Origin of the sequence: Pseudoalteromonas sp. H105, assembly GCF_001469215.1 — a bacterium.
Classification (GTDB): domain Bacteria; phylum Pseudomonadota; class Gammaproteobacteria; order Enterobacterales; family Alteromonadaceae; genus Pseudoalteromonas.
This window is the reverse complement of sequence record NZ_LOFH01000009.1, coordinates 125,092-147,089: the sequence shown is the minus strand read 5'-3', so window position 1 is coordinate 147,089 and position 21,998 is coordinate 125,092. Positions and strand designations below refer to the sequence as shown.

Below are 21,998 nucleotides of genomic sequence, written 5' to 3'. Positions count from 1 at the left end.
CATGACGCAAAAGCAAATAGTACTTTAATTGCATGTATTTTCCTTTCACATCATGAATAGTTAATCTTACTGACCTTTAGCAGCAGCAATTTGTGCAGCAACTTCAGCAGCAAAATCTTCTTCTTTCTTCTCGATACCTGCACCAACTTCCATACGTACGAAGCTAGTAACTGTCGCGTTTTTCTCTTTAAGAATTTCGCCAACAGACTTTTTAGGTTCCATGATGAAAGCTTGACCAGTAAGCGAAACCTCACCAGTGAACTTCTTCATACGACCAATAACCATCTTTTCAGCGATTTCAGCAGGCTTGCCTTCATTCATCGCGATATCGATTTGAACTTGCTTTTCTTTTTCTACAACGTCAGCAGGAACATCTGCAGGCGTTAAGTAATCTGGGTTTGAAGCAGCAACGTGCATTGCAACGTGCTTAAGTGTTTCTTCATCAGCAACACCTGCAACAACAACACCGATACGCTCACCGTGACGGTACTCAACTAGTTGTTCACCAGCGATGTACTGAAGACGACGTACATTGATGTTTTCACCAATCTTAGTCACAAGCTCAACACGGTCTTCTTCGAACTTAGCTTGTAAGTCTTCGATAGAAATTGTGTCAGCAATAGCAGCATCAGCAACTTTGTTAGCAAATGCTAAGAAGCTTACATCTTTAGCTACGAAGTCAGTTTGACAGTTAACTTCTACCAGTACTGCAACACCTGCGTTTTGCTTGATGATGATAGTACCTTCAGCAGCAATGTTACCTGCTTTTTTAGCAGCCTTTGCAGCACCGCTCTTACGCATATTTTCAATCGCTAACTCGATGTCACCATCAGTCTCAGTTAACGCTTTTTTACAATCCATCATGCCAGCGCCAGTACGCTCGCGTAATTCTTTAACTAGGGCAGTAGTTACAGCCATTAGTAAATCCTCAAATCTGAATTCAGGTTAGATAAGCGGGTTAACCGCTCTACAAGAATAGCAAGTCTTCATCTTATTTAGATGAAGACTTGATGACAGCTAATTACTCAGCTTCAACGAAATCGTCTTTCTCAGCTTGAGCAACGATGTTGTTTTCACGACCTTCAGTGATTGCAGCAGCAACAGAAGTAGTGTAAAGGTTGATTGCACGGATAGCATCATCGTTACCAGGTACGATGAAATCAACACCGTCTGGGTTAGAGTTAGTATCAACGATTGCAACAACTGGAATACCTAGGTTGTTAGCTTCACGGATTGCAATGTGCTCGTGGTCAGCATCGATAACGAAAAGCGCGTCTGGAAGACCGCCCATGTTTTTGATACCACCAAGGCTTTTTTCAAGCTTTTCCATTTCACGGTTAAGCATTAACGTTTCTTTCTTAGTTAATTTCTCGAAAGTACCGTCTTGGCTTTGGATTTCAAGGTCTTTAAGACGCTTGATTGATTGACGAACTGTTTTCCAGTTAGTCAACATGCCACCTAACCAACGGTGGTTAACGTAAAACTGATCGCTTGCGATTGCTGCGTCTTTAACTGCTTCGCTTGCTGCGCGTTTTGTACCAACGAAAAGTACTTTACCTTTGTTTGCTGCAGCACCAGATAAAAATTTAAGTGCGTCGTTAAACATTGGTACAGTTTGCTCAAGGTTGATGATATGAACACGGTTACGAGCGCCAAAGATGAAAGGCTTCATCTTAGGGTTCCAGTAACGTGCTTGGTGACCGAAGTGAACACCAGCTTGAAGCATATCGCGCATTGAAACGTTTGCCATTTTGTAAATCCTCTATGTTGTTTAGGGTTAGGCCTCCACATATCCCATAGCACCAACACCGAAGTTTAATTAACTTCAAATGCACCCAAGTGTATGTGACGATACGTGTGTGTGTTAAAATAAAATTGTGTTTGCCTTAAATACAAAAAATCATTTAAGAATTTATTTGTAAAAAGACGGCGCGCTTTATACCATATTAAAAATAAATATTCAACGTCGCGCGCAAAAATTGTGCGACAGTAAATGTGTTAAAACTCGACTATGGAGCCTCTATGAGTGCTGTTATCAAGACCCCTGAAGAAATAGAGAAAATGCGTGTAGCTGGGCGCTTAGCGGCAGAAGTGCTAGAAATGATAGAGCCACATGTAGTGCCTGGTGTGACCACTGATGAATTAAATACTATTTGTCATAATTATATTGTCGATGTACAAAAAGCCATCCCTGCACCTTTAAATTACCATGGCTTCCCCAAATCAATTTGTACCTCTGTAAATCATGTTATTTGTCACGGTATCCCGAATGATAAAGCATTGAAAGATGGCGACAGCGTAAATATTGATATTACCGTTATCAAAGATGGTTACCACGGTGACACCTCTAAAATGTTTCATGTGGGTACGCCTAATATACAAGGTAAACGCCTTGCTCAGGTCACTCAAGAGAGCCTTTACCTTGCTATAAAAATGGTAAAACCAGGTGTGCGTTTAGGTGACATTGGTGAAGCTATTCAAAAGTACGCTGAAGGATTTAACTATTCTATTGTACGTGAATATTGCGGCCACGGTATTGGCGCTGAATTTCATGAAGAACCCCAGATTATGCATTACGGCCGTGCAGGCACTGGTGAGGCATTAAAAGCAGGTATGTGCTTAACAATTGAACCTATGGTTAATGCTGGTAAGCGCCAATGTAAGTTATTAAAAGATGACTGGACTGTCGTTACAAAAGACCGTTCTTTGTCAGCTCAGTGGGAACATACATTGTTAGTAACTGAAAATGGTGTTGAAATTTTAACGCTCCGATCAGATGATACGATAGACAGGATCATCGAACATTAGGAGCCGGCCCACGTGGCATTACCCAATAAAGTAAAAAAGTTGCTCAGCGATGCTGAGCAACTAAACGAGTACCGTGACTGCTCTAGCTATTTTTATAAATGGTTGCAAAACGAGTTTTCAAAACAACCCGTTGGTAACTTAATCAATGCCCGCGCTGAATTTATAGACCGCTTATTAATTAAGCTTTTTCATGTCTACGACCTCGCTCACGAACCTGACTTAGCGCTGATTGCCGTCGGTGGTTATGGTCGCGGCGAGCTCCACCCCTACTCAGATATTGATTTTTTATTGCTTGTCACAGAACAACCCAGTGACGCAATTTGTGAAAAAATCGGTCAATTTGTTACTATGTTATGGGATTTGGGGCTAGAAATAGGTCACAGTGTACGGACTATTGAGCAAGCAATTGACCAAAAACGTGAAGACGTTACGTTTGCCACCAGTCTACTTGAAAGTCGATTATTATTTGGCAATCACATTGAGTATGAGAAGTTAAAAAACCATATACTTGATACACCTATTTGGCGCTCTGATGATTTCTTTTTAGCCAAAGTAAAAGAACAACAGTTACGGCATAGAAAGTGTCATGGTACTGCTTACAATTTAGAGCCCAATATTAAAGAAAACCCAGGCGGACTTCGCGATTTACAAACCATTATTTGGGTAGCAAAAAAGCATTTTAGAGCTGAGACACTTCAAGAACTTATCAATCATGGTTATTTAACACACGAGGAATACCAGGAACTTTCAGAGTGTTTAGAGAACTTATGGAATATCCGTTTTGCTCTTCACCTTGCGGCTGAGCGCTCGGAAAATCGCCTGCTGTTTGATCATCAACCCCTTGCAGCAGAAATACTCGGTTTTGGTAGTGATGGTAAAGCCTCTGTTGAGCGTATGATGAAACGCTTATTTAGAATAATGAGTCGAGTTCGTGAACTTAACCAAATGTTACTATCTTATTTTGAACAAAGTATTTTGCCAGAAACAAGCGAACAACCGGTTATCGAATTAGACCAAAGCTTTGAACGTGTTGGTCATCAAATTAAAGTTAAAAACCCTTCAGTATTTTTCCGCCGAGACCAACTCTTTGTATTGTTTGAACACATTGCTGATAACCCTGCAATCACACATATTTATCCAAGCACTATTCGGACTATACGCCAAGTACGCCGTCGTTTATTAGGTGACTTGCAAGATTACGCGGCGTGCCGTGAAGCATTTTTACGTATTATTAAACACCCTAATGGTATGGGCCGTGCGTTTACCTTAATGCATAAACACGGCATGCTCGCCGCCTATTTACCACAATGGCGTAATATATTCGGGCAAATGCAGTTTGATTTATTTCACGCTTATACAGTGGACGAGCATACTCATAAGTTAATTAATAATATTTACCAATACTTTGATAAATCCAGTAGCAATGAGTTTCCTATATGCTGCGAGATTGTGACGCGTATGGATAAGCCTGAGTTGCTTTATTTAGCCGGTATTTTCCACGACATTGCCAAAGGACGAGGGGGTGATCACTCTGAACTTGGATCTGTTGATGCAATAGCGTTTGCAAAGTTACATCGTTTTACAAATTCTGATGGCAAGCTTATCTCATGGCTAGTAGCTAATCACTTACTTATGTCTGTCACCGCCCAACGCAAAGACATTAATGACCCTGATGTCATTAAAGAATTTGCATCACGCGTAAAAAACGAACGCCAACTTGATTACCTCTACTGTTTAACCGTTGCCGATATACGCGCAACCAACGACAACTTGTGGAATGACTGGAAAAACACGCTGCTACGTGAGCTTTATTTGCATACGCAAAGAGCGCTTCGTTTAGGGCTTGAAAACCCAATGGATCAGCGTGACCAAATCCGTGATAAAAAACGTCAAGCTAAGCAACGCTTAATTAATTTGGGGTATAGCGAAGAAAAAATTGATTTAATTTGGAGTCGCTTTAAAGCAAACTATTTTACCGCTTTTAGCGAACAACAAATATCATGGCACAGCGAACACTTAATAAATTCAGATCTAGCAAAGCCAAGCGTCATCGTCTCTAATAAGGCGATGCATGGCGGGACACAAGTTTTTATTTATAGCCCTTACTCTGGCGCCATTTTTGCGCGCTTAGTGAATGTGATTGGCTCGAAAAAAGCACAAGTTCAACACGCTCAAGTGCTTACAACACGCGACGGCTATGTGCTGTTCAGCTTTGTTGTGTTAGAAGTGAGTGGTGAGCCGATTGCTAGTGGTCGTGCACAATCTATAAAGCGCGGACTTGATCAAGCATTAGCGGATCCCCGCAAAAAGATTCGCTTTAAAAAGAATCGCTCACAACGCTTTAAAGACTTTAACATTAAACCTAAAATTATTTTGCGCCCTCACCCGCGAAAAGACCGTAGCTTAATCGAAATACAAGCAGTCGACATTCCAGGGTTACTGACCAAAATAGCCGAAGTTTTTCAAGCACATTTATTACATATACACGCCGCCCGTATCACTACAGTGGGTGAACGAGCAGAAGATTTCTTCGTGGTATCGAATAACGAATACCAAGCCCTTACCGACGAAGAGCAGGAAAAAATTTATCAAGCATTGCGTAAAAAACTCAATGCAGAAACCGAATAAGAGGATCTTATGTCTGATTTAAAAACCACGATCGAAAATGCCTGGGATAACCGCGACATGATTAGCCCAAGCACTGTCACTAGCGACGTAAAACAAGCAATAATTGATGCACTTGATTTGCTTGACAGTGGGGCTGCCCGTGTCGCTGAAAAAATCAGTGGTGAGTGGGTAGTACATCAATGGTTGAAAAAAGCCGTGTTATTATCGTTTCGAATTCGCGATAACGAGCCAATGAACGACGGTGTAAACCAGTTTTACGATAAAGTGCCGCTTAAATTTAGTGACTACACGCCGGAGCAATTTCAACAAGGCGGCATGCGCGTAGTACCAAATGCTGTTGCACGTAAGGGCAGTTTTGTTGGTAAAAACGTAGTATTAATGCCATCGTACGTAAACATTGGCGCCTATGTTGACGAAGGCACCATGGTTGATACATGGGCCACTGTAGGGTCATGTGCACAAATAGGTAAGAACGTTCACCTATCAGGCGGTGTGGGCATAGGCGGTGTTTTAGAGCCGTTACAAGCCAATCCTACAATTATTGAAGATAACTGCTTTATTGGCGCACGTTCTGAAATTGTAGAAGGTGTGATAGTTGAAGAAGGCGCTGTGATCTCAATGGGCGTTTACATCAGCCAAAGCACGCGTATCTATGACCGTGAAACAGGCGAGATTCATTATGGCCGCGTACCAGCGGGTGCTGTAGTGGTGCCGGGTGCACTGCCTTCTAAAGATGGTAGTCACAGCTTATATGCGGCGATTATCGTGAAAAAAGTTGACCAGCAGACCCGTGAAAAAGTCGGTATTAACGCCCTACTACGCTCAATAGACGAATAGGCGCTTTAAGCTGATCTGATTTTAATTGCTGGGATTGACTGTATCACTCCCAGCGATTGCAGGTTCACCTGATAAGACTGAATTAAAGCCTAAGGTCTACTTTACCGAAGTATGCACAAACAACTAAAAACACTCATACCTACCATTTCGCATAATGATCTTCGGTGAAACCCCATTCGCCATTCAATGTAATCACTTCTTTCGCTAACCTTATTTCACCATAGAAGCGGCCAAAGTGTTGGGTGAAATTAGTGGCCACTACGAGTAAGTTGGTTTTATCTTGACGAACACCTGCAGGCTCAAACGTTAAATTAATGACCCCATCGTTTGAACGTAATTGCCATTTATTATCGGATGTGTCATTTGAATAACGTTGAAATTGAAAGTCTACCATATCGATTTTATGTAGAGCCCCATCAAGCCACAAAGCATTTTCTGTAAAGCTCGTTTCAACTACGCCCGCTGCTAAATTAAATCCTAACCTGCGACCGTCTGCCAAAATACAGGCTAAACTACCCCAGTTCCAACTGGTTTCCCTGCGCATATAACCTGCGCTCCAATCAACACTTGCCAGTGCACTTATTTCTTCAAGCAAAATGCGCTTGCCCTGCCATTCAACACTCCCTGAGCATAATAATGCAGCACTTTTCTGGGTAAAATGAAATCCCGTAAATCCAGCACGAGTGCAAACAGACAGTGGTTGGTAAACTGCAGATTCATTTATCTCTGCGTGTATTTGAAGGCCACTTTTTAAGTTAACGCGTACTACTCGCTTTTTTGTGCTAGCAATAACATTGATTTCAATTCTATTTCCGCCTTTCTCAAAATATGCATTACCGTTTTTAGGGCTTGGGTCTATTTGCGTTTTTATGCCAAATAAATTAGTAAAACTAAACTCTTCAAAGTGATGGCTTTTAGGATCGTAAAGGTAAATAAAGCAGTTACTTGCAATTTTTAAATCAACAATTGCAAGCCCAATCATTAACTGTTCACTGGTAAAACTAATAAATTGAAACTGGTTAAACTTCAATTTTTTTGCAAAAAAACTTTTAGGCTTGCCCATCGCATTGCGTAAATCAAAATCCAGGTAGTTTATGCGCTCAACCCCATCAGAGAAAACACCAAATTCGGCTTGCCCGTGATGATTAATTAATTCACTTTTTACCATTGCAGTTTCTTCCTTAAGCTTGGTTTGCAGATAAAACGATGATCCGGCAACAACTCATTTAGCGGTTCAGGTATAACCTATTTTAGTTAAATTGTTACAGAGTATTACGAAAACACATTTCAACGCTGATTTTATGCCGCCTATCGCTCTCTTTGTAACATACTTTATTTACGTGGCTGGTATTTTTTTTAGCGGACACTACAATGCAGCAAAGCAATATTGGAATAGCCACAATGAATTTGACGAGAAGCTCGTTAAAAAATCCCGCGAGCGTTATAGTCATCTTGGTGTTAATTATTTTATTTGGCCTTTTAAGTATTTTTAAACTGCCAATTCAATTAACCCCAGACATCGAACAACCCCAAATCACCATTTTTTCTGGCTGGCGGCAAGCCGCTCCTGAAGAAATTGAATCGGTCATCATTGAGCCAATAGAAAACGCCGTTAAGAACACGCCTGGTGCGCTCGAAGTCAATACCAATATTAACCGCGGAAATGGATCTATCACACTGACTTTTGCTGTTGGGCAAAATATGCAGCAAGCAATGCTCGATGTATTAACAAGTTTGAATCAAGCACCGCCACTGCCACTCGATGCGTTTGACCCTGTCGTGTTTGCTGGCGGAAATAATGGTGAAGCTGCTGCGACATTATTGGTGACACCTAAAAATTATCAGTCGGATAATTTAGACTTTGATATGGCGCAATTTCAAAAGCAAATTGATGAGTTTATTGAGCCCCGCTTAGCACGTATACCCGGTGTTGCGCGTGTTGACTTAGCCAGTGAACGACCGAAAGAGTTAAGAATTACATTCGACCCCCACAAAGCGGCTGCATTAGGCATTAGCTTAAATCAAATTAGCAATGTACTTGCTAGCTCTCGCGATACCTCAGGTGGCTTAGCAAATGTTGGAAGACGCCAATATACAGTAAGATTTACCGGCCAATACGACTTAGCGAGTATGGCGCAAATGCGAGTTGGCTACTCAAATAACCGCCCGATTTATTTAGGTGATATAGCCAGTGTAGAGCGTACTTATTCAGATAGATTAGGCATGAGCGGCCGTAATGGTAAGCCGGCCTATTATATACGCATTTCACGGGCTAATAATGCTAACACAGTGGCGTTATTGGATGATATTAATGTAGCAATCAAAGAGCTAAACCAAGGCCCACTTGCAGACAATGGCTTATCCATCGAACTTAGTTTTGATGCATCTGTGCATATACGTAACGCGCTTTCGTTAGTCAAAGGTAACCTAGGGCTTGGCGTTGTATTATCTTGCCTTATTTTATGGCTATTTTTTAGAGGACTAAAAGCGACTTTTATCATTGCAGCGACAATTCCAATTTCGTTAATGGTCGCATTTTTAGCATTACATATTTTTGGCCGCAGTTTAAACGTTATCTCATTAGCAGGCTTAGCCTTTGCAGTAGGCTTAGTATTAGATGCTGCAATCATAGTGCAAGAAAACATAGCCAGACTGCGTTCTGAAGGCTTAGACAATAAAAAAGCCGCTTTAAAAGGCGCCGCGCAAGTAACAGGCGCTTTGTTTGCTTCAACTACCACGAGTGTGGCAATATTTTTACCTATTTTGTTCATGGCCGGTATTGAAGGGCAGCTGTTTTCAGACTTGGCATTAACGCTATCTATTGCTGTTATCACTTCCATGATATGCGCGATTACGCTGATCCCATTAGCCAATCATTTATGGCCTGACACAAAACTTAAATCGGACCCTTATCACCTTTATTGGCAAAAACTGAGTTCATTCATTATGAAACTCACTAACAACCGCGTTAAACAGCTAACGTGGATTGGACTCTTGCTTGGAGGGTCAGTACTGACTACGCTCACTATGTTACCCAAAACAGATTTTATGCCACGCGCGCCGACAGATGGCTTCTTTTTTAACTTGGCCACACCACCGGGCGGAAATGTGCAATTTATGGAAGAAGAACTGTTGATGCGAGTCAAAAAGCGTTTAATGCCTTATTACAACGGTGAGAAAGAACCGGGGATCAAAGATTTTAACTTTTACGCATTTGGCTCAAATGCGGGAGGCTTTATTTATTCTGCTGATCCGCAACGAGTTGAAGAGCTAATGAAAGTTGCACGTGAAGAAATATTTATAGACTTACCAGATACACAAGTGTTCTTTTTCAGAGGTTCAATGATTCAAGTTGCTAATGGCGGTGATGGTCGTGCAATAAATATTGATTTAACTGGACCAAACATGGACGACTTAGTGGCCGGTGCTAACGTAGCACTGCAGGCTGTAAAAGCAGCACTCCCTGAAGCAACCGCGCAACCACAACCTCGCCTAGACATGGCTGAACCTGAGCTTAGGCTAACCCCCAATGACCGTCGTATCACACAAGCAGGATTAACGCGTCGCGATGTATCGCAAGCTGTTCAAGCTTATACGGGGGGATTATTTATTAATGAGTACTTTGACGGTAATGAGCGAATGAATGTTATCTTGCGCGGTGTACCATGGCAAACTCCAGAACAGCTCAAAGCACTACCCATTGTAACCCCCCAATCGGGAATTCAAACCTTAGGTGAACTGGCAAATGTAGAGCGCACGGTAGGGCCAACACAATTACGCCGTGTTAATGGTCGCCGTACTGTGAGTGTTGTGGTTACGCCTCCTGCGAACATGAGTCTGCAGCAAGCGCAAGCAATTTTAACCGAGCAAGTAATGCCGAAAGTCAGAGCGAGTTTACCGAGTAACGCTGGGGCGATATTGGCGGGTAATGCACAAAAAATGAATTCAGCAATGACTGAAATGTCTCTCAATTTTGTGCTTGCATTATTTATATTATTCTTGCTTATGACGGCGCTATTTAAATCAGCAAAAGACAGCGCTTTAGTGCTGCTTGTTATGCCTCTTGCTATCGCCGGCGGTGTACTCGCGCTGTTTTTGCTTAACTTATTTACGTTTCAATCACTCGATTTACTCACCATGATAGGGTTTATTATTTTACTAGGTTTGGTGGTCAATAATGCAATTTTATTAGTTGATCAAACCCGTGTAGCAATGGCTAAAGGGCTTAATCGTGAAGCAGCAGTAAAACAAGCCGTGCTACTTCGCTCACGGCCTGTCTACTTGAGCACCTTAACGAGTCTATTTGGAATGTTACCATTAATGCTTATGCCCGGTGTTGGATCAGAAATTTACAGGGGTCTCGCAACCGTTATTGTCGGTGGAATGGCAATTAGTGCCCTGTTCACACTCATTTTAATGCCGAGTTTATTGCAACTTGGCGGTAAACGGACTCCTCCCAAAATGGAAAAATCAGCAAAAAATGTTTCACAAAGCTTAGAGACTAATCAATGAATATCGAGAGTAAATTAATGTATAATTTAAAAACAGCCATCTTCCTCTTTAGCCTAGGTTGTTGCTTTGTGATAACCAATGCCATCGCGGTTGTTCCAGTTAGTGTAGATAGCGTTACCAAAGCCCCCCTTACGAGTGAAATTGAAGTCAATGGCACACTTTATGGTAAAGACGATGTGACACTTACAGCAGGTATCAGCGGACGGCTTTTGTTTGTAGCTGAACCTGGTGCGAGTATTAACAAAGGCGATATTCTAGTTCGTATGGATACGCTTCCTCTTGAATTAGATAGAGTTCGTCAACAAGAAATGCTTAACCGTGCCAAAATCAATTTACGTCTTTATCAGCAAGAACTCACACGACTCAAAGAATTAGCAAAATCGAGTAGTGCCGCAATAAGTCAAGTTGATCAGGTCCAAAATAAACATGACCTAGCACGCTCTGACATTGCCCTTGCACAACTAGAGCTCAAAGTTATTGACGATAAACTTGAGCGAGCAACTATCCGCGCCCCTTTTGCTGGCATTGTCAGTGAGCGGTTTAAACGCGCCGGCAGGGAAATAAATCGGGCCGATGAATTACTGACTTTGTTAGATATAAATCATTTGGAGGTCAGGCTTTACGTACCAGTAAAATACTTAAAGTACCTAAAGGTAGGTATCAAGCTACCGATAAAAGCAGGCGATTTATCGCAACTTCAAAACTCATCTGCAATAATCAATGCAGTAATCCCATCTACGGATCCACGCTCACAGACGGTTGAGATACGCGCAATGCTAAATACTAGCAACGAACATGCGTGGGCGATTGGGCAATTAGTTGACGTGGCGGTACCGTTAATCAGTAAACATGCGATGTTATTAGTAAACCGTGATGCAATCATCATTCGCAAACAAGGAACACACATCGTTAAAATTGACTCACAAAGCAAAGCGTTGCAGATACCTGTCATCGTAGGTGAAGGTAAAGGCCAACTTATTGCTGTCACCCCCGTTGAAGCAGGGAGCCTTATTGCAGGTGATAGAATAGCTATTCGAGGCGCTGAGAGGCTTCAAACAAACCAAGAAGTAGAAGTACAATAGCCCATATTATTAATGAGAAAGCCGGACATTCAAGTAACGTTAATGCTTCCGGCTCTTTTATTGTTAAATCGTTTAAACCACTCTAAATTGTTTAACTATCTGATCTAGCTCATTAGCCGTTTGCGATAAAGAGTTTGCAATATTTGCAGCTTGCTCTGCTCCAGCCATTGTCTCATGTGCTTTTTCATTGACGTGTTGTACACTTTCACTAATTTGCTGACTCACAACATTTTGTTCTTCAGAAGCACTGGCTATTTGTACATTCATGTCTTTAATTGTCCCCACTGATTGAGATATCTGGTCTAATGCCTCACCTGTTTGCTCTGTTTTCTCGGCAGTTTGTTCAACACTCGTCATACTCGACTTCATGGATTCAACAGACTTCTTCGCTTCGTTTTGAAGATTTGAAATCATCACTTGAATTTCTTCAGTGCTTTGTTGCGTGCGGCTTGCTAAAGATCGCACTTCATCTGCAACAACCGCAAACCCACGCCCCTGTTCACCAGCACGGGCAGCCTCAATTGCTGCATTTAAAGCAAGTAGATTAGTTTGATCTGCAATGCCTCTGATCACATCGAGTATTGAACCTACAGACTCAGTTTCAGCCTCTAAGTTAGCAATGGTTTGACTAACATTCATCATAGTTTCAACAAGTTCACCCATGGCAATATGGGTTTGCGACACAACCTGTGAACCATTTAACACTTCATTATCAGCGTTTGAGGCCGCATCCGCCGCCATTTGCGCGCTTTGCGTGATCTCGTTTACAGTTGCAGACATCTGATCCATCGCGGTAGCAGTTTGCGTTAACTGAACAGATTGTTGCTCAGCACCCGTTTTTGACTCTGCGGTAATTGACGTTAAGCTCAATGAAGTCTCTGATACCTGAGTGGTTGACTCCCTTATTTGAGATAACATCTGATTAAGCTTCAAAGTCATTTCTTTCATTGCTAGGTAAATACCTGTTTCTTTTCCTGTATTGTCAAATTGGTGGCGCAAATCCCCTTCAGATATTGCTTGTACTATCTTAGCAATCTCCAATGGCTCTCCACCAATCGGGTTTTTAATTAAGCGACTAATAAAAATACTTAACACAATACCTAAAACGATAACAATAATAGAAAAAATGATGATGGTATTAATCGCATTTCGGTTACTCGATTGAATTGAAGGCCCTATTTGATCTTGGCGTTGTTGGCTATTTAATTTTATCTCTTCTATTTCCGCGGCTACTTTTGGCCCAATTTTATCAAGGGTACCTGTGATGATCAGATTGCGTTCGTCAATCGTTTTATGGATCTGGTCGATACCATCAACATACTTAGCAGTACGGTTTATAAACTCATTCACTAATGCTGTTTCTTGTGGGCTATTGGTAAATAACGCTAATTCTTTAACCCGCTTACTCACTACGTCAAATTCTTCAATTGAACGCTCAAACTCAGCTTGCGTATTATTAATTAAATATTTACTAACATAGAGGCGCCCTAACAATAACGATTCTTGTAATTGTGATGCCTTTAATAAGCTGTCGAAGTTTGCTTGTTGCTGACTAATCTGGATGAGTTGAGTAACGGCCTTTCGCATATCGACGCCATTCTCATCTAGCACTGATCCCACAATATTATTTCGCTTGTTAACTAGGTTTACAAGTTTGTCGAAACCCGTTTTATATAATTCTATCTCGTCAGATATTTTATTAATTGCCGTTAATTTAGCAGGATCTGTAAATTGCTTTTTACCCGTCTCGACTAAATCTGTTAATAATGAATGACGATTATTGAATTCGTTAATATTGCTTACATTTTGATCTTTAAGATATTTGAGAGCTTCGAGCCGAAGAGTAAGTACATTTGATTGAATGAGTGCCGATAGATTACTATCGCGGGCATTAGTTCTGTATTCTACAAAATTTTTGTAGCCCGAGTTAAGGGCGAATAATGCAACGATGCTGACTACACCGAGTAGCAATATCATAGCACCGAATGCAAAGTTAAGTTGTGTATTAAGTTTTAGTTTAGCCAACATATGCAGTGGTCTCTCTTAATTTTTTGAGCGCATCCATTGCATATAAAATCCTTTAGTTAAATATCCTTTAAGTATAGAAAGTTATGAAGTTATGGCTAGATTTAATACTTAGACTTGATGAATTTATGAAATTTCCGATGCCTTTCAATCACTAATAACCAATAAGATGCAAGCTATATAGATTTTCGTTCAGTTAAACAGCATAAAAGTTTTAGTTAAGTTTTGGGCAGCTAAACATACTTATATCTATTTCCTTAAATTGCTTACCCTTTACAGTGTAATCATTATGCTCGATAAGCAGCCTATTGTTTTCAGAGGTGAATGAAAAATGCCCTAGCCACGCTAAAGTCACAATGGGCATTAACGTATAAAAGCCTTGGTTATCTGTACATTGATATGAGAAGTAATGTGTCGCTTCGCCGAGTATATTTGAGTCAGCAGTATAAACACTTATATTACCCTTGAGTTGATAATTATCCGCATTAGTCCCAATGACAAGGTAGAGCGTGCAGATGGCAATCAGCACAATTGATTGCAAACCCGCTAATAAAAACAGAACAATATTAAAAAATTTTTTATAAAAGGAAAGAGCTTGTTCTGTAAGTACTTGCGTTTGTTTAACTAATAAATAGCCCCCTGTAACTACCATAAAGAGCTTTACTGGCATTAAATAAGCTTGCAATAGATACATTGTTTGCTCATTTCGCCAATGCATTGCGAAAGCTGTGGGAACAAATACACTATCGATAAAAGGAACTAAGATAAGTAGTGTAGCTAAAATATGTGTGGTCGATTTTTGCATTTATTCGTGATAATAGTAAGTTGTAATATGAGTGTACAAATAATCTGGACCAATAAAAAGCCCGCTAAATAAGCATAGCGGGCTTTTTGTTTAAATTAAGCTCAACTAAAATTAATCGTCTTCAACATTATCAAGCCCTTTAGTGCCTTTTTTCGCTTTTAATTTGTGGTGTATTGCTGATTTTATTAGCATATAACCACTAATAGGCGCTGTTATTAATAAGAATATTGTAATTAACAGCTCTTTTACACTGATCCCACTTTGCGTACTACTAAAAAAAACCATAGCAGCAATCAGCACACCAGCCATACCAAGCGTTGTTGCTTTCGTTGGGCCATGTAATCGCATAAAAAAGTCTGGCATTTTAATTAAGCCAATTGAGCCTATTAGGATAAATGCGCCACCAATGAGCAATAAGATAGATACTATCCATTCACTGTACATATTTTTACCTTATTCGATGATATCGCCGCGCAGCAAATACTTACACACCGCCACAGTGCTGACAAACCCAAGCATAGCAATGAGCAATGCCGCTTCAAAATAAAGACCTGTTCCCATACTCATACCATAGAGAATAATCAACGCAATCGTATTGATATACATAGTATCAAGCGCCAATATCCTATCGGGTACTGATGGACCTACAACCAGTCGCCACAAATTAAGTAATAGCGATAGACCAATCATCGCGAAGACGATTAAAAAAACCGTTTCTAACATTGAAATATCTCCTTAAGCGGTGCTTCATAACGTGTTTTAATTGTGTTGATTAACGCTTCTTCATCGGCCAAATCAAGTACATGAATCAGTAAAAAACGCTCAGTTGGCTCCTCTCCTTCAGGGAGAGATTCAGGTATGGGGTATACCTCTGCGCTTACCGTCCCAGGCGTTAAAGATACCGTGCTTGCTAAGATAGTAATGGGCATTTCATGGCTTAAATCTAATGGCACTTTTACAAAGGCAGGCCGTAGTTTTTTCACTGGCCCCAAAATTAATAATGCCACTTGCAAGTTCGCGGTGACAATATCATACAAGACAATAAACAACTGCTTTATTGCCAATCCTGGTTTTAAGATCAGCGGTTGAGGGTCACGAAATGGAAACGTCGCAATCGGGATTAATATCGCGAAAATAGTCGCTAACACGATATGACCTGCAGATACGCTATTGTTTAATAATAGCCAAACAACAAAAAGCAGTAAGCTGCGAAATGGTGTTGGTAGCCAACGGTAACGGGATTCTAAACGCATTATAAGCCTCCCTTAAGTACGGTATTTATACCACTTGTAATATCATGTAGTTGAGTGGCTGCAGCAATCATATACTCTGTGATTGGTCCACCAAAAATAACCATCAATGGCGAGCAAGCAAGCAGTCCTATAACAGCTATCACCTGTAAAGGCTTAGCATTTTCTACTTCAAGGTGGTCGCGATCTTGATGTTTTCGCTCCCAAAATAAACTAGTTCCTGCACGTGATAACGCGACAAGCAAAGCGAAGCTAGCAATTAAATAGACAGGCCAAAATACTAAAGCCCTCTCACTGTCTAACGTCGTTTTTAATATCCATATTTTTCCAATGAAGCCTGACAAAGGTGGCATACCTACAACAGCAAGCGCAGCAATAATAAAACATGCACCAAGCAAAATTGGCTGCCCTACACCACGTCCAGGCGCAAGCCTGTCTGCCACCTTACCTCGCTGATGCGAAATAAGATCGGCAATTAGAAATAACGCGGCACAAATAAGCGTTGAATGAACAAGGTAATATAACAATGCTGCTGTTGCACTAACATGTTGAATAGCAACCAACGCCACTAACGTGCCAACAGAAACAACAACCAAATTTGCAGTGAGCTTACGTAAGTCCTGAGCTGCTAATACACCAATGGCACCAATAACAATCGTCGCGATTGCTAAGCCCCAAAGCCATGGCTGAGCCATGTGGTTTAATAATCCTGCATTTTCGCCAAATATCACCGTGTAAACACGCAGCATGGCATAGACACCTACTTTCGTCATAATCGCAAATAATGCTGCAACCACTGGCATCGCACTTGCGTAGGTGTTCGGGAGCCACAAATGTAAAGGAAGTAATGCTCCTTTTAATGCAAATACTATGAGTAATAGCAAGCCACCGATTTTAGCTAAAAATACATCATCGCCTTGAAGCATTGATACCTTTTGTGACATATCGGCAATATTCAATGTACCTAGTACGCCATATAAAATACCTAAAGCAATCAAGAACACACTTGATCCTATAAGATTGAGGATAACGTATTGCAATGCTGCGCGCGTTTTATGCTTATCCCCTGCATGCATTAACAATGAATAAGATGCGATAAGCAACACTTCAAAAAATACAAATAAATTGAATAAATCACCAGTAAGGAAAGCACCGTTTACACCTAGTACCAAGAAGTGCAATAAAGGGTGAAAAAAGCTGCCCTTCTCGTCGTCGCCAACACTACTGTATAGCGCAACGCTAAGCGCTAAAAATGAAGTCAGTGCGACTAATAATACCGACAGTAAATCAGCAACTAACACAATACCAAATGGCGCTTTCCAACCACCAATCGCATAGACAATTGGGCCATTTTTATAAACGTATACCAGCAAAGCAATGCTGATAATCGAAGTGAAAAGTGACATTGTTATCGATACGACACGACGTATTGGAATACTCTTTCCACAAGGCGGCATCAATAATAATATTGCACTGAGCATAGGAATGAGCACAGGCCATGATGCGATATGCTGAATCATTTTTGCTCCTTATTATTACTTTTTACAAGATGACCATCTACATGATCATTACCTAAATCAGCGCGTCCTCTGATAGCTAAAATAACCACAAAGGCAGTCATTGCAAATCCTATCACGATTGCTGTAAGTACTAACGCTTGTGGCAATGGATCCGCGTACTCAACACCAGTACCTAAAACTACCGCTTTGTTAATTGTTAAGCGGCCAGCAGAAAACAAAAATAAATTAACAGCGTAAGAGAGCATAGTGAGGCCCAATACCACTGGAAAAGTACGTGCTCGTAAAAGTAAATAAATACCACAAGTCACTAATACACCAACGCATGATGCGTATAATAGTTCCATTAAATATTCACCTCTTCTTTGGCTGCATCTGCAGTCAGCTTACCAAGACTTGCTAATATCATAAGTGTTGCACCAACGACCGTTAGATACACACCTAAATCAAAAACAATGGCACTTGCCAATTCGGTTTTACCAACCAATGGAATATCAAAATAATCAAACCATGTGGTTAAAAATGGTCGATCAAACACCCAACTACCAAGACCTGTGAACATGGCGATAGCGATGCCCGAAGCAATAATTTTACGGTAATTAACATCAAAACGTGATGTGATCCACACTGAGCCCCTAGCCATATATTGCAAGATAAAGGCAATTGACGTTACTAGGCCCGCGATGAAGCCTCCGCCAGGTAAATTGTGTCCGCGCAAGAAAATATATGCCGAGACTAATAACGCGAGCGGTAACAGGCTTTGCGAGATACTTGATAGTAAAAGAGGGTAACGTTCGCGCGCCCATGGACGCCCCTCACTATCACTAGCTGGCATAAATAACGGTAAGTTTGTTAGTACTTTATATATACCCAACGCTGCGATGCCTAACACAATGATTTCGCCCAAAGTATCAAATCCCCTGAAATCAACCAATATTACATTGACTACGTTGGTGCCGCCCCCACCGGTTTTAGCATTTGCGACAAAGAAATCAGAAATAGATTCAAGTGGCCGAGTTAATAAAGCATAACAAACGCTTGCAACCACTACGCCCATTGCCGATGCAATACCTAAGTCTCGTAGAATACGTAATGAACTCGATTCTTTAGGCGTGCGTTGTGGTAAGAAAAATAACGCCAGCATTAACAAAATAACAGTTACAACCTCAACAGTAAGCTGAGTTAAAGCTAAATCAGGTGCAGAAAAGCGTGTGAACGCAACCGAAACCATTAATCCCACTATTGATAGCATTAATAATGAAACCATACGTGAGCGATGCCATAGCACCGTGCTTATAGCGCCAATAATCAATAAGCCAGCACCGATACCATTATGAAAATCAATGGGTGTACTAGGCGCAGTGCCTGCTAAAGCCCCCATTTCAAATAACGGCCAACCAGCAGACAGGAGTACCACTCCAAGCATGATAACAATATAGCGTTGTAACGAACCATTTTCTGTACTGCGGATTTTATTTTGACTCCATTTAACAACACTGTACAACACTCTTTCGAACGTCTTTTTAGCATTTAAAGTAGGAAGTGATGCCTGAAATTGAAATAAATGTTTTCGCTGAATGTAAATAAATACACCACACACAGTAGCAATAAAGCTCATTAATAGAGGTAAATTGAACCCATGCCAAATCGATAATTTAAATTCTGGTGTCGCATCACCAAGCACAGCAAGAGAAGCGGCAGACAAAATACCGTCCACAACAAAATGGGGAAACATCCCTACTAGCAAACACAGTACCACTAAGATTTCGATTGGCACTCTCATATAGCGCGGAGGCTCATGCGGTGTTTTAGGTAAATCAATAGGATCACCATTAAAGAAAACATCGTGAATAAAACGTGCTGAATAAGCAACAGAAAACGCGGCGGCTAAAGTAGCTAAAACGGGAATTAACCACGACATAGAGCCAAGTACTTGCTGATGTAAAGTCTCAGCAAAAAACATTTCTTTGGATAAGAAACCATTCAATAATGGCACACCTGCCATTGCAGCAGCTGCTACCATTGCGAGTGTTGCTGTATAAGGCATATATCGCCACATACCATTGAGTTTACGCATATCCCGCGTACCCGTTTCATGGTCAATAATACCTGTTGCCATAAACAAAGACGCTTTAAAAGTTGCATGATTTATAATGTGAAAGATTGCCGCTACCGTCGCAAGCTCAGTATCTAACCCTAGGAGTAGAGTGATTAAGCCTAAATGGCTAATTGTAGAGTAAGCAAGTAAACCTTTTAGATCATGTTTAAAGAGTGCAATATACGCACCGACTAATAAGGTCGCCAGACCTGTCATGGCAACTAAAATAAACCAAGTATCATTACCAGCTAGGGCTGGATGAAAACGTGCGAGTAAGAAAATACCCGCTTTGACCATGGTTGCTGAGTGCAAGTAAGCACTTACCGGTGTAGGTGCTGCCATTGCATGAGGCAACCAAAAATGGAATGGGAACTGGGCAGACTTTGTAAACGCTCCAAGTAATACGAGCACTAGCGCGAGCTCAAATAGCTCATGTGATTGTATGAGTGCACGACTTGCTAAAATAGTGTCTAGGTTGTAACTACCAACTATATCACCGATAAGAAGCAAGCCACCCAATAATGCCAGACCACCTGCGCCAGTGACAGCCAGCGCCATGCGAGCGCCTTTGCGGGCTTCTGATTTATGCCACCAATAACTAATCAACAAAAAAGAGCTAATACTGGTAAGCTCCCAAAATAGCCATAACTGGATAACATTATTAGACATAACAATACCCAACATCGCAGTCATAAATAACATCAAGTAACTGTATAGTTTGGGCATCGAATCATTACTGCTCAGGTAATAACGGGTATAAAAAATAACGAGTGAGCCAATCCCGAGAATCATAAAGATAAATAACAGACTTAAACCGTCTAAGCGCAGAGAGATTTCCATGCCCAACGCAGGGATCCAAGCCAAGGAATAACGAATTGTTTCACCATTTAATACTGCTGGTGCATGGTAAATTGCAATCGCAAGCGCACTCAAAGGTGCGAGTAAAGTTAACCCTGTCGTTTGGTTACGAGATAATTTGCCGGTGCATGAAGAGATAACACTGCCAATTAAGGATAACAAGGGTATCCAGAGCAAAGTCATAATGAGGAACCTTTTAAAGTCATAAGAATATCAATACGCTGCTAGTTAATTTTAGTTGTGTACTGTTCATTGAAATGGTTTTTAATTTAGCTTAAATGAATATTATACAAAGGTATAGTTATACTGATTGAGTCGCATTTTGTCTATAGGAAGTACGCCTATCTGATGGAATTTTAAGCTGAATTCCCAAGGATACGACTAATATCAAGATTTACTCAGTCACCTGCTTAATTACGCGTTTGTCATTTAAGACGAGAGACTGGCTCAGCATGGTAAAGTATTCATGATACCGAACTGGTTTATAAAGATTGTTTTCAATTTGGTTTGCCCATAATTTTCTATATTTTGGGGATAATAAAATTTGCTGATAACGCATTATTGACCATTTTTTACTTGGTTTATAAGACTTTACTGTACCTTCACAAGTTTCGCTCAGCCCCCATCCTGCAGGCGGTGCTGTGTTATTTGCAATAAACAGGTTTGGGGCAACATGCCCTTTTTGCTTACACAACCACGCTTGCTTTAACTTAGGTACAGCGTATTCATCCTCAAAACCACTAAAATGCATTAGTTCATGTAAAAACAATTGATAGTGACTTTTTGAGCTTAATTGCATCACCCCACCACGCACATTTCCACGTCCTTCGCGTGGCATCATCACTATAAAATCATACTCCTTTGGCCACGTATAATTCGCTATCATAGGGCGCCAATCACACCCTGCGGCTTTTAATGGGTCCGTTTGACATACTATATTGTTGCCAAGATAAACAGGTTCAGAAAAACAAAAACTGTTTTCACTGGGCTCTGGTGATTGTGAATATGTGTTTGAAAAGCTCCTTAGCTTAATAAGTCCAGCACGATGATCACTCATCATCAACACATTATAATCGCAACGAAAGTTAGCACTTAGTTTTGTTGGGGAAAGTAAAAAACCAGCTTTAAATGCAAATATACTGGAGATAGATTCTGGGGGATAACTCAAGTAAAGTTTCACTTGCTCTAAAATAACAGATTCGGGAACTAAACCGCGCTCTGTTAACTCGCTAAGCTCCTCCCAACGATTAAGATCAAACAGCAACTGTGCTAATTGTTGGCGTTCGTTGCGAGTTAAACCCGCTACCGTATTTTGCCAATAGCGCTTTGCTTTATCAGCCTCACCGAGCCTAAGCAACCTTTTAGACCAGTTAAACATTGCGGATTCTGATCCATTAAGTGCTAAATTCTCAACACTTGCATCAGGTAACACCTTTAAGTTTTGTTCGAAGATATGTGGAAACTGATGATAACCATCAAGCACGCTGCTATGACCTTGTAAGGTAAGCCACAGTGCTATATGGCCGTGACGGTTTACTGAGCTTGTCAGAAGAACTAAACTCAGGACCGAGAAGCAAA

17 protein-coding genes are annotated in these 21,998 nt (G+C 40.9%); 5 read left to right on the top strand and 12 right to left on the bottom strand.

Annotated features, from left to right (window positions below):
* Positions 1-66: 66 nt before the first annotated feature.
* Both tsf and rpsB read right to left on the bottom strand, forming a co-directional pair.
* A complete protein-coding gene (gene tsf / locus ATS75_RS15340) occupies positions 67-918 on the bottom strand; it encodes a translation elongation factor Ts (protein ID WP_058561296.1) in 852 nt (283 codons plus the stop codon).
* Positions 919-1,021: 103 nt separating this feature from the next.
* A complete protein-coding gene (gene rpsB / locus ATS75_RS15335) occupies positions 1,022-1,750 on the bottom strand; it encodes a 30S ribosomal protein S2 (RefSeq protein ID WP_058561295.1) in 729 nt (242 codons plus the stop codon).
* 245 nt (positions 1,751-1,995) lie between these two features.
* Between rpsB and map the strand changes: the two genes are divergently transcribed.
* Genes map through dapD form a run of 3 tightly spaced genes read left to right on the top strand, consistent with a single transcriptional unit; the run spans position 1,996 to position 6,273 of the window.
* Complete coding sequence (map, locus tag ATS75_RS15330) at positions 1,996-2,808, top strand: type I methionyl aminopeptidase (RefSeq protein ID WP_268801574.1); 813 nt, start codon at positions 1,996-1,998, stop codon at positions 2,806-2,808.
* Positions 2,809-2,820: 12 nt separating this feature from the next.
* Positions 2,821-5,436 carry a [protein-PII] uridylyltransferase gene (gene glnD / locus ATS75_RS15325; protein ID WP_058561293.1) on the top strand — a complete coding sequence of 872 codons (2,616 nt, stop codon included), beginning with the start codon at positions 2,821-2,823 and terminating at the stop codon, positions 5,434-5,436.
* A gap of 9 nt (positions 5,437-5,445) precedes the next feature.
* Positions 5,446-6,273, top strand: a complete 828-nt coding sequence (gene dapD, locus ATS75_RS15320; protein WP_058561292.1) for a 2,3,4,5-tetrahydropyridine-2,6-dicarboxylate N-succinyltransferase — start codon at positions 5,446-5,448, stop codon at positions 6,271-6,273.
* Between the two features lie 139 nt (positions 6,274-6,412).
* On the opposite strand, the gene ATS75_RS15315 is transcribed toward dapD, so the two are convergent.
* Positions 6,413-7,441 (bottom strand): DUF2804 domain-containing protein, encoded by a 1,029-nt coding sequence (locus ATS75_RS15315; RefSeq protein WP_058561291.1) that lies wholly within the window; start codon positions 7,439-7,441, stop codon positions 6,413-6,415.
* A gap of 233 nt (positions 7,442-7,674) precedes the next feature.
* On the opposite strand from ATS75_RS15315, the gene ATS75_RS15310 reads away from it, so the two are divergent.
* The gene (locus ATS75_RS15310) at positions 7,675-10,785 is read left to right on the top strand and encodes an efflux RND transporter permease subunit (RefSeq protein ID WP_058561337.1); all 3,111 of its coding nucleotides are present in this window, start codon (positions 7,675-7,677) and stop codon (positions 10,783-10,785) included.
* Positions 10,782-11,867, top strand: a complete 1,086-nt coding sequence (locus tag ATS75_RS15305; protein WP_235591195.1) for an efflux RND transporter periplasmic adaptor subunit — start codon at positions 10,782-10,784, stop codon at positions 11,865-11,867. Before ATS75_RS15310 ends, ATS75_RS15305 begins: the two co-directional genes overlap by 4 nt.
* A 72-nt stretch (positions 11,868-11,939) precedes the next feature.
* On the opposite strand, the gene ATS75_RS15300 is transcribed toward ATS75_RS15305, so the two are convergent.
* The 9 genes from ATS75_RS15300 to ATS75_RS15260 all read right to left on the bottom strand — a co-directional run bounded on the left by ATS75_RS15300 (position 11,940) and on the right by ATS75_RS15260 (position 21,903).
* Entirely contained in the window at positions 11,940-13,895 is a 1,956-nt protein-coding gene (locus ATS75_RS15300; RefSeq protein WP_058561290.1) for a methyl-accepting chemotaxis protein, read from the bottom strand.
* Between the two features lie 211 nt (positions 13,896-14,106).
* The gene (locus ATS75_RS15295; RefSeq protein WP_058561289.1) at positions 14,107-14,697 is read right to left on the bottom strand and encodes a hypothetical protein; all 591 of its coding nucleotides are present in this window, start codon (positions 14,695-14,697) and stop codon (positions 14,107-14,109) included.
* Positions 14,698-14,808: 111 nt separating this feature from the next.
* Positions 14,809-15,141, bottom strand: a complete 333-nt coding sequence (locus ATS75_RS15290; protein ID WP_058561288.1) for a Na+/H+ antiporter subunit G — start codon at positions 15,139-15,141, stop codon at positions 14,809-14,811.
* A 9-nt stretch (positions 15,142-15,150) separates the two neighbouring features.
* Entirely contained in the window at positions 15,151-15,420 is a 270-nt protein-coding gene (locus ATS75_RS15285) for a K+/H+ antiporter subunit F (RefSeq protein WP_016707651.1), read from the bottom strand.
* On the bottom strand, positions 15,414-15,950 hold the full coding sequence (locus ATS75_RS15280) for a Na+/H+ antiporter subunit E (RefSeq protein WP_058561287.1): 537 nt from the start codon (positions 15,948-15,950) through the stop codon (positions 15,414-15,416). Before ATS75_RS15280 ends, ATS75_RS15285 begins: the two co-directional genes overlap by 7 nt.
* Positions 15,950-17,467, bottom strand: coding sequence for a monovalent cation/H+ antiporter subunit D (locus tag ATS75_RS15275; RefSeq protein ID WP_058561286.1), 1,518 nt, complete (start codon positions 17,465-17,467; stop codon positions 15,950-15,952). Before ATS75_RS15275 ends, ATS75_RS15280 begins: the two co-directional genes overlap by 1 nt.
* Positions 17,464-17,811, bottom strand: a complete 348-nt coding sequence (locus tag ATS75_RS15270; RefSeq protein ID WP_058561285.1) for a Na+/H+ antiporter subunit C — start codon at positions 17,809-17,811, stop codon at positions 17,464-17,466. The genes ATS75_RS15275 and ATS75_RS15270 overlap by 4 nt, the downstream gene beginning before the upstream one ends.
* Entirely contained in the window at positions 17,811-20,603 is a 2,793-nt protein-coding gene (locus ATS75_RS15265; protein WP_058561284.1) for a monovalent cation/H+ antiporter subunit A, read from the bottom strand. Before ATS75_RS15265 ends, ATS75_RS15270 begins: the two co-directional genes overlap by 1 nt.
* 211 nt (positions 20,604-20,814) lie before the next feature.
* Complete coding sequence (locus ATS75_RS15260; RefSeq protein WP_058561283.1) at positions 20,815-21,903, bottom strand: hypothetical protein; 1,089 nt, start codon at positions 21,901-21,903, stop codon at positions 20,815-20,817.
* Between the last annotated feature and the right edge of the window lie 95 nt (positions 21,904-21,998).

Bases quoted from the DNA above. Each gene is read 5' to 3' on its own strand.
- dapD (WP_058561292.1), top strand. From the start codon at position 5,446: ATGTCTGATTTAAAAACCACGATCGAAAATGCCTGGGATAACCGCGAC.
- ATS75_RS15270 (WP_058561285.1), bottom strand. From the start codon at position 17,811: ATGGAACTATTATACGCATCATGCGTTGGTGTATTAGTGACTTGTGGT.
- ATS75_RS15280 (WP_058561287.1), bottom strand. From the start codon at position 15,950: ATGCGTTTAGAATCCCGTTACCGTTGGCTACCAACACCATTTCGCAGC.
- rpsB (WP_058561295.1), bottom strand. From the start codon at position 1,750: ATGGCAAACGTTTCAATGCGCGATATGCTTCAAGCTGGTGTTCACTTC.
- ATS75_RS15285 (WP_016707651.1), bottom strand. From the start codon at position 15,420: ATGTTAGAAACGGTTTTTTTAATCGTCTTCGCGATGATTGGTCTATCG.
- ATS75_RS15295 (WP_058561289.1), bottom strand. From the start codon at position 14,697: ATGCAAAAATCGACCACACATATTTTAGCTACACTACTTATCTTAGTT.
- ATS75_RS15300 (WP_058561290.1), bottom strand. From the start codon at position 13,895: ATGTTGGCTAAACTAAAACTTAATACACAACTTAACTTTGCATTCGGT.
- ATS75_RS15305 (WP_235591195.1), top strand. From the start codon at position 10,782: ATGAATATCGAGAGTAAATTAATGTATAATTTAAAAACAGCCATCTTC.
- ATS75_RS15275 (WP_058561286.1), bottom strand. From the start codon at position 17,467: ATGATTCAGCATATCGCATCATGGCCTGTGCTCATTCCTATGCTCAGT.
- ATS75_RS15265 (WP_058561284.1), bottom strand. From the start codon at position 20,603: ATGACTTTGCTCTGGATACCCTTGTTATCCTTAATTGGCAGTGTTATC.
- ATS75_RS15310 (WP_058561337.1), top strand. From the start codon at position 7,675: ATGAATTTGACGAGAAGCTCGTTAAAAAATCCCGCGAGCGTTATAGTC.
- ATS75_RS15290 (WP_058561288.1), bottom strand. From the start codon at position 15,141: ATGTACAGTGAATGGATAGTATCTATCTTATTGCTCATTGGTGGCGCA.
- ATS75_RS15315 (WP_058561291.1), bottom strand. From the start codon at position 7,441: ATGGTAAAAAGTGAATTAATTAATCATCACGGGCAAGCCGAATTTGGT.
- tsf (WP_058561296.1), bottom strand. From the start codon at position 918: ATGGCTGTAACTACTGCCCTAGTTAAAGAATTACGCGAGCGTACTGGC.